Origin of the sequence: Endobacter medicaginis, assembly GCF_014192375.1 — a bacterium.
Lineage (GTDB): Bacteria > Pseudomonadota > Alphaproteobacteria > Acetobacterales > Acetobacteraceae > Endobacter > Endobacter medicaginis.
On record NZ_JACHXV010000038.1, the window covers coordinates 1 to 7489 of the forward strand.

General features: G+C 60.3%; 8 protein-coding genes. 2 read left to right on the plus strand and 6 right to left on the minus strand.

Features of this window, described 5'->3' with window-relative positions:
* Positions 1-321: 321 nt before the first annotated feature.
* The 4 genes from FHR90_RS16580 to FHR90_RS16595 form a co-directional block, all read right to left on the minus strand.
* Positions 322-990: a glutathione S-transferase family protein gene (locus FHR90_RS16580; RefSeq protein ID WP_176623403.1), complete on the minus strand. Its 669-nt coding sequence runs from the start codon at positions 988-990 to the stop codon at positions 322-324.
* 76 nt (positions 991-1066) lie between these two features.
* Positions 1067-2206, minus strand: coding sequence for an alkene reductase (locus FHR90_RS16585; RefSeq protein ID WP_246330348.1), 1140 nt, complete (start codon positions 2204-2206; stop codon positions 1067-1069).
* Positions 2207-2335: 129 nt separating this feature from the next.
* Complete coding sequence (locus FHR90_RS16590; RefSeq protein WP_176623401.1) at positions 2336-3391, minus strand: NAD(P)-dependent alcohol dehydrogenase; 1056 nt, start codon at positions 3389-3391, stop codon at positions 2336-2338.
* A 37-nt stretch (positions 3392-3428) separates the two neighbouring features.
* Positions 3429-3839, minus strand: coding sequence for an organic hydroperoxide resistance protein (locus tag FHR90_RS16595; RefSeq protein WP_176623399.1), 411 nt, complete (start codon positions 3837-3839; stop codon positions 3429-3431).
* 307 nt (positions 3840-4146) lie between these two features.
* Here FHR90_RS16595 and FHR90_RS16600 point away from each other — a divergent pair, with 307 nt between their 5' ends.
* Both FHR90_RS16600 and FHR90_RS16605 read left to right on the plus strand, forming a co-directional pair.
* Entirely contained in the window at positions 4147-4776 is a 630-nt protein-coding gene (locus FHR90_RS16600; RefSeq protein ID WP_176623397.1) for a TetR/AcrR family transcriptional regulator, read from the plus strand.
* Positions 4777-4801: 25 nt separating this feature from the next.
* Complete coding sequence (locus FHR90_RS16605; RefSeq protein ID WP_176623395.1) at positions 4802-5734, plus strand: amidohydrolase family protein; 933 nt, start codon at positions 4802-4804, stop codon at positions 5732-5734.
* Positions 5735-5854: 120 nt separating this feature from the next.
* Here FHR90_RS16605 and FHR90_RS16610 read toward each other — a convergent pair whose 3' ends face one another.
* Both FHR90_RS16610 and FHR90_RS16615 read right to left on the minus strand, forming a co-directional pair.
* Positions 5855-6910: an amidohydrolase family protein gene (locus FHR90_RS16610; protein ID WP_176623393.1), complete on the minus strand. Its 1056-nt coding sequence runs from the start codon at positions 6908-6910 to the stop codon at positions 5855-5857.
* A 19-nt stretch (positions 6911-6929) separates the two neighbouring features.
* Positions 6930-7379 (minus strand): hypothetical protein, encoded by a 450-nt coding sequence (locus FHR90_RS16615; protein ID WP_183275544.1) that lies wholly within the window; start codon positions 7377-7379, stop codon positions 6930-6932.
* Between the last annotated feature and the right edge of the window lie 110 nt (positions 7380-7489).

Sequence of the window (7489 nt, forward strand, 5' to 3'; positions counted from 1 at the left end):
CAGAAATGGTCTCGGTCCAACGGTGGTCTCCTTCCGGAGACTTTGAATCACGTCGAAGCCGTCGTGGGAATCTACTTTATGGGTCCCAGCCCTAGGATACGTCCATCGCTGGTCGGAATGTCTCCATTGGCAACCAACAGGTCGTGGAAATTGAGCGAGGTCGCGTGCACGGCAACGCGAATCTGACCAGGGCCAGGCTGCCCTGGATCGGCGATCTCCCGGATCTCGATCCGATCGACACCACCGGGGCTCGCCAGAATAGCAGCTCGCATTACTTCTTCCCTTCGTTGGTATGTTGAATGCCGTTAAGTAATGGACTTCCTATATTATTGATGAGGGCCCATTGCTCGCAACCAGCAGGGGCTGCATTCCAGGATCACCCTTGGCCATCGCCCGCTGATATCCTGGACGGTCACCGATTCTCTTGAGATATCGAAGGATATTTGGATAAGGTGAGAGATCTTTCGGAAAGAAAACCCGCATTGTAGTTAATGGGAACAGCATGATGATATCAGCTGCCGTAAAATCATCACCGGCGAGATACGGTGCCTGACCCAATTTTGCTTCAAGCAAATCATAGGCAATCGGCAGGCGCTTCATAAGATTCTCAAGGATGTCATGGCTTCCGCCATAACCTATGCCGTTTAAGATCATGCCGATCATCTCCATCGGCATCACGGTCCCGTTCGCATAGTTGAACCAGAAGAGATAATCCGGATAGGCGTCGCTTTCGGGTCCGACCGCCAGCCTTCCGTCGCCATGGCGGTGAATGATATAGTCGATGATGGCGCAGGATTCCGCCAACACGACGTCTCCGTCCTTGATAACGGGAGCCATTCCCGTGGGATGCAGCGCCTTGTACGCGGCAGGGGCCAGACGGGTGACGGGATCTCGGTCGAAGCGGACAAGATCGTATGGAATTTCCAATTCTTCGCACAACCAGACGATGCGTTCGGATTGAGAAACTCCCAAATGGTAGACAGTTAGCATGGATATCTTCCTCACCCTCCCGTAGATGCTCCAAAGAGCATCTACGGAGCCAGCTTTCTCGATCCAATCGATCGCGTCAGACAGCCACATTAGCCGGCTGGTAGCGCGGAAAATCCGAATAGCCTTTGGCGCCGCCACCATAATATAGGCTGCTATCACCCTGCGAGATCGGCCAGCCGTTGCGGAACCGTTCGACGAGATCGGGGTTGGCGATAAAGGGCCGCCCAAATGAAGTCGCGGTTGCATAACCGTCTTCAAGCAGTGTTTCCGCGCTGTCGGCGGTTAGGCCGCCATTGGCGATGTAGGCACCGTTCCAGAAAGCACGAAGGCGATGGAATACGGCCCGCTGCTCTCGGCTGGGCGCTTGACCCGGCTCCATCTGGATATTGGCGAACGGGAACTCCTCGACCATGTGCAGATAAGCCAACCCGAGAGCATCGAGCTGCTCGATGAGGGTGCCGAAGGTGTTCTCCGGGTCGCTGTCGCCCATATCGCCGTAGGTGCCGAACGGTGACAGGCGGATGCCGATGTGCCCGGCATCCCACGCCTCGCTGGCAGCAGTCGCGATTTCCAGCGCGAAACGCGCGCGATTTTTCGCCGTGCCGCCATATTCATCGGACCGATGATTGGTCCGGTCCCTGATGAACTGATCGATCAGGTAACCATTGGCCCCGTGAATTTCCACGCCATCGAACCCGGCTCGTCGAGCATTGGCTACGCTTTTGGCGAAGTCGGCGACCACTTCGCGGATGCCCGCGCGGTCCAGCTCTACAGGAGGCGCACACGGCTTCGGACCTGAAGCGGTGAACGCAATGGAATCTGCCTGAATCGCCGATGGTGCGACAGGTGAAGCATGATCGGGCAGTAGATCGGGATGGCTGCTGCGACCAACATGCCAAAGCTGGACGACGATTTTCCCCCCGGCAGCATGAACCGCATCAGTAACCTTGGCCCAGGCCCTTACCTGTGCATCGTCGTAGATGCCCGGCGTTCCGATATAGCCTTTGGCCATGCGGCTCATCTGCGTCGCTTCGGTGACGATCAGACCGGCACTCGCGCGTTGCGCGTAATAATCCGCCGCAAATTCAGAAGGTACATCGGTCGCGTCATCGGCACGGCTTCGCGTGAGGGGCGCCATGACGATCCTGTTCGAAATCGCTATTTTTCCGAGTTGGGCTGGGGTGAACAGTGTTTTATGATCCATAGTGAATTCCATCTGAGCTTTATGCTGTCGTCGACTACGCAAAGGAGATGGCCAGGGCCGGCTTTTCGCCTTCCGCTTGAATGATGATGACGGGACCGGTGAAATGCTTCGCTAGGCGTCGGCGGCGCGTCGTTTACAGGGTCAGGCCGCTGCCAGCGTTGCGTTGTCGATGACGAACCGATACTTCACATCGCTGCGCACCATCCGGTCATATGCGTCGTTGATTTTCTGGATGGGGATCATCTCGATATCCGCCACGATCCCCTTTTCCGCGCAGAAATTCAGCATCTCTTGCGTTTCGGCGATGCCGCCGATCAACGAGCCGGCGATTTGCCGCCGCTTGAAGATCAGATGGCTGATATCGGGCGACGGATGGGGGTGTTCCGGTACGCCGACGAGCGTCATCGTGCCATCGAGCTTGAGAAGGTCGGTGAACGCATCGAGGTTGTGGCTTGCCGCAACGGTATTCAGAATGAAATCGAAGCTATTGGCGTGCGCTTCCATCTCTTCGGCATTCTTTGATACGATGACGTCATCAGCTCCGAGTTCGCGTGCCGCGGCACGCTTGTTCTCCGAGGTCGTGAAGGCCACTGTGTGGGCGCCCATGGCATGGGCCAGCTTGATCCCCATATGGCCGAGCCCGCCGATCCCGACGATTCCCACTTTCTTGCCGGGTCCCGTTTTCCAGTGACGGAGCGGTGAATAGGTGGTGATGCCGGCACATAGCAACGGTGCAACGGCGGCGAGCTGCTCGCGCGGATGGCTGATCTTCAGCACGAAGCTTTCCTGGACCACGATCTGCTGGGAATAGCCGCCCATCGTATGTCCCGGAGGATCCTGGATCGGGCTGTTATAGGTATAGACGGTGCCGTTGTCGCAATATTGCTCCAACCCACGTTCGCAAGGGGCGCAGTGGCCACAGCTTCCGACCATGCAGCCGACACCAACCGTATCCCCGACCTCGAACCGGGTCACGCCACGGCCGACGGCGCTCACGTGACCGACAATTTCATGCCCGGGAACGCAGGGCCACACTGTGTTGTCCCATTCGCCGCGCGCTTGGTGAAGATCGGAATGACAGACACCGCAAAAAGCAATATCGATCTTGACGTCGTTGGGGCCGGGTTCACGACGAACGATATGGAGTGCGGCCAGCGGAGTATGGGCCGCCTGGGCTCCATAAGCCTTTACAGTCATGTTTATGTTTCCCGAAATAGCTAGGAAGCGCCTCAGATCACGCGACGCTGGTGTGTAGGCGCACGTCGACGTTGCCGCGCGTGGCGTTCGAATAGGGGCATACCTGGTGTGTCGCTTCGACCAGGGCGCGCGCATCGGCTTCGCTCAGGCCCTTCACCTCGACGTAGAGGTCGATGTCCAGCGCGTAGCCGCCCGCCTCCGTTTGGCCGATGCCCACCTCGACGGAGGTCTTGCTGCCTTCCGGGTGCAAGCCCAACTGCTTAGCGGCTACCGGCAGCGCATTGTCGAAGCAGGCCGCGTAGCCCATCGCAAACAGTTGCTCCGGGTTAGCCCCAGTCTTGCCCGACCCGGGCATCGCCATGTCCAGCGCCAGGCTTCCATCGTCAAGCGCCGTGTGACCGGATCGACCACCGGTGGCCGTGGCTCTGGTTTTATAAAAGATTTTCATAACGGCTGCTCCGTTTTGCTTGGTTTGGCCTGCGGCCGAGGTGGGTGACCGCAACGCTGGGACACGCTCGGCCGAGCCATCGCTCGAGGGCGCCGAGTGTGGGAACGCTGTCCGTCGGTATCCTCTCATAGCTCCAATTAGACTAGTCGTCTAGTGGGGGCGGAATGTCTCGCTGGCTGCCGACCGTGGCAATCTTGATAAGGTGCGATTCATAATATATCCCCGTTTGTAGATATATATCGCAAAAGGTCGCGGGGGCTTGGAAGAAGTATCGGAACAACGACGGCGAGGGCGAAGGCGGCGAGACATGCCCGATGGACGACTGGCGCTGATCGAGGCGGCAACATTCGCCTTCGCCGAGCGCGGCTACGAGGCTGCGGACTTGCGAAGCATCGCTCGCGCTGCCGATGTCGATCCGGGTCTCGTCCGTATCCATTTTCGCGGCAAAGCCGGACTTTGGGACGCCTGTGTGGATGCCATCATCGCGCGACGAGCGCCCATGGTCGCGGAAATCGCGCGTCTCGCGTCCGATGCGAGTGCGACGGCGGCGGAGCGACTAACCGCCTTGATCCGGCACTATGTCAGCTTCACTTTTGCCCATCCCGAAGTGCGCCAGTTCGTCGTCCGCCACGCTGCTGAAAGCAGCGAGCGGGCGACTCTTCTTACGGAGCGGCTGGTGCGGCCATCTTATGAGGCCAGCTTGCCCCTCATCAAGGCTGGGATCGAAGCTGGTGTCATACGTGTTCGCCATCCCGCGGCATTCTTCGCGCTGCTAAACAACGCGGTCAATCAACCGCGCGCCGCCCCGGTGCTGCTCCATCAGCTCTCCCCGGATATCGATCCGGACAGTGTTCAGGAACTGCTGACGGCCAGCATTCTCGATGCCTTTCTGCACCTGCCCGTGCTTTCGCCAAAAAACACGGAAACGCCGGGCTAACCCTGACACCTCAAGGAGTTCCATCATGGCATCACCCGCCCGGATCGACACCCATCAGCATCTTATCCCGCCCACATACCGCAAGCTGCTCGATGAACGCGGGCTGACCGCTGGCGGCTGGCCTACCCCCGATTGGGACCCGCAAGCGGCTATCGCCATGATGGACCGGGAATCGATCGCGACCGGCATCCTTTCCCTCAGCGCCCCGGGCGTCCACCTGGCCGACGACGCGCAAGGCCGCACCCTGGCGCGGCAGGTGAACGAGTATCATGCGGAGCTGGTCAAGGGGCGGCCCGACCGCTTCGGCCAGTTCGCCTGCATCCCGCTGCCCGACGTGGACGGAGCGGTCGCCGAGGCCGTTCACGCGTTGGACGTGCTGCACGCCGACGGCGTCGTTCTGCTGTCCAACGCCGGCGGGAAATATCTCGGCGATCCCGACTACGAAACGCTGTGGGCCGAACTCGACGCCCGCTCCGCCGTCGTGTTCATCCATCCGACCGAGCCGCCGATCCAGATGCTCAAGGGCCTGCCGAGCCCGCTGCTCGACTATCCCTTCGACACCACGCGCACCGCGATCCACATGGTCGCCAACGGCGTCATGAGCCGGCGCAAACGGATCAGGGTGATCCTGTCGCATGGCGGCGGCTTCCTCCCCTATGCAGCCTATCGCTTCGTCGGCGCGGCGCAGTTCAATCCCGGCACGACGCCCGAGGGCATCATGGCGGACATGAAGCGCTTCTATTTCGACACCGCCCTCTCCTCAACCCCGGCGGCGCTGCCGTCCCTACTGGCCTTCGCCAACCCGACCCACATAACCTTCGGCAGCGACTTTCCCTTTGCACCATCAAGTCACCAATTCAACGCCGCCCTGGATGCCTATCCGCTGGATGAGAATCAGCGCTACGCGATCAACCGCGGCAATGCGGAGAAACTGTTTCCGCGCCTCGCGGCGTCCTGAATCGTTAATGTCTCTTAACATCCAACGGCGGGACCTTAGCCGTCTCTCCGTTGGGTCCAAGCTGTCAGCCATCGGTATGCGCCGACGGACGATTCCTCCTGTCGAAGCTTGTCTGTCTGTTTAGCGGGCGCGAAGTTTTTCCGCGAGGGCTTCGATCGGTTGCGCGAGCGCCTGTTTCGTGCGGTTGGCGAGCGATAGCTCACCCGTTTGAGCTGGATCAGCAAAGCGTGGGAACAGCTTCAAGGCATTGGCGCGATCGATGCCCACTTTGGCTGGCGGATCGAGAACCGTGAGCGCCGCGAGCGCCTTGGTCTCGATGCCGGTCACCACGGCTGGGGCGAACGGGTAATCGCTGCCGAACAGGATATGGTCGGGAGCAACCAACTCACGCAGCGCCGCCATGGCGAAGGGCGACGGTGACAGCGCCGTGTCGTAATAGAAACTGCGGATGTAATGTAGAATGCCCTTCGGGGCTTTGATGGCGAAGTGCGGCATCTCATTGGCGAGCGACAGGCGCCAGGCGATGTAAGGAAGAAACCCGCCGGCGTGGGCGAGAATCCAGCGGATTTTCGGATATTTCTCGACGGTCCCCGACAGGATCAGATTGGTTGCGGCCCGGGTGGTGTCGCACAAGAACTCGACGAGGAAGCCCGGCGTGTCCAATCCCAGCTCGGTGCTGGTCTTGTGCAGATTGGGATGGACAAAGACGATTGCCTCGCGGTCATTCAACTCCGCCATGAGTGCATTGAAACGCGGATTGCCGAGGAAATAGCCGTCCGTACTCCCGAGCAGCACCACACCGTCGGCATGGAGCACGTCCAGCGCATACTCGGCCTCCTTGCAGGCCTGCTCGGTGAAAGGCATCGGCAACACCGCGAAGAAGCCGAAGCGTCCTGGATTCCGGCTGACAAGCTCGGCGGCATATTCGTTGCAGGCTTTTGCGAGATCACAGGCCTCCCACTCGTTGCCACCGAGATGAACGCCAGGCGCGGAGAGCGACAGGACCGCAGTTGCGATGTCGTGCGCGTCCATATTCTCGATCGACTTCTCGGGCGTCCAGTGCGGCAGCGGGGCTCCCGCCACCTCGGACAGGTTGTGAACCGCCATTGCCTGGACGAAGGCAGGCGGAATGAGGTGGTGATGGACATCGATGATGCGGCGGTGAGATGTGTTCATGGGGTGATCCTCGCTGATGTCAGGACGCCGTTTGCGCTGGCTCGTGGAGCAGCGTCGCGACGATGGTATCGGTCATGAGAGCGCGGGCCGCCTCCCGTTGGATCTCCGGCGCAAGGCGGTTTAAGAGCGCGGGAAAACCGGCTGGCTGGCTCGCCGCGCTGTTCAAAAGCGCGAAGAACAGGGCCGGATGCTTGCTGCGGATGAGGCCGGCCTCGATACCCGCGGCGAACAGCGCGCGGCAGGTCGCGTAGGCGGGCTTCAGAAGGCGGTCCGCCACAAATAAGGCCCGTTCGGAGCTGTCTGCGGCATGGCGAGTCACGAAGTCACGGGCCTCCGGGTGTTTCACGTAAAAGGCGACGACGCACGCGATAACGTCGCGCAACCCGGTCTTCAGAGACATGTGCTCATCCGCTGCGATTTCGGCGACTTCCGCCATGGCCGGTGACGTGACCCCCTGAAACTCCGCCACGGATGGCTAGAGTCCGTGACGTGACCCCCTGAAACTCCGCCACGGATGGCTAGAGTCCGGACCCAACGGGGGACGGATGGATGAAGAAGTCACGGTTCACAGAAGAGCAG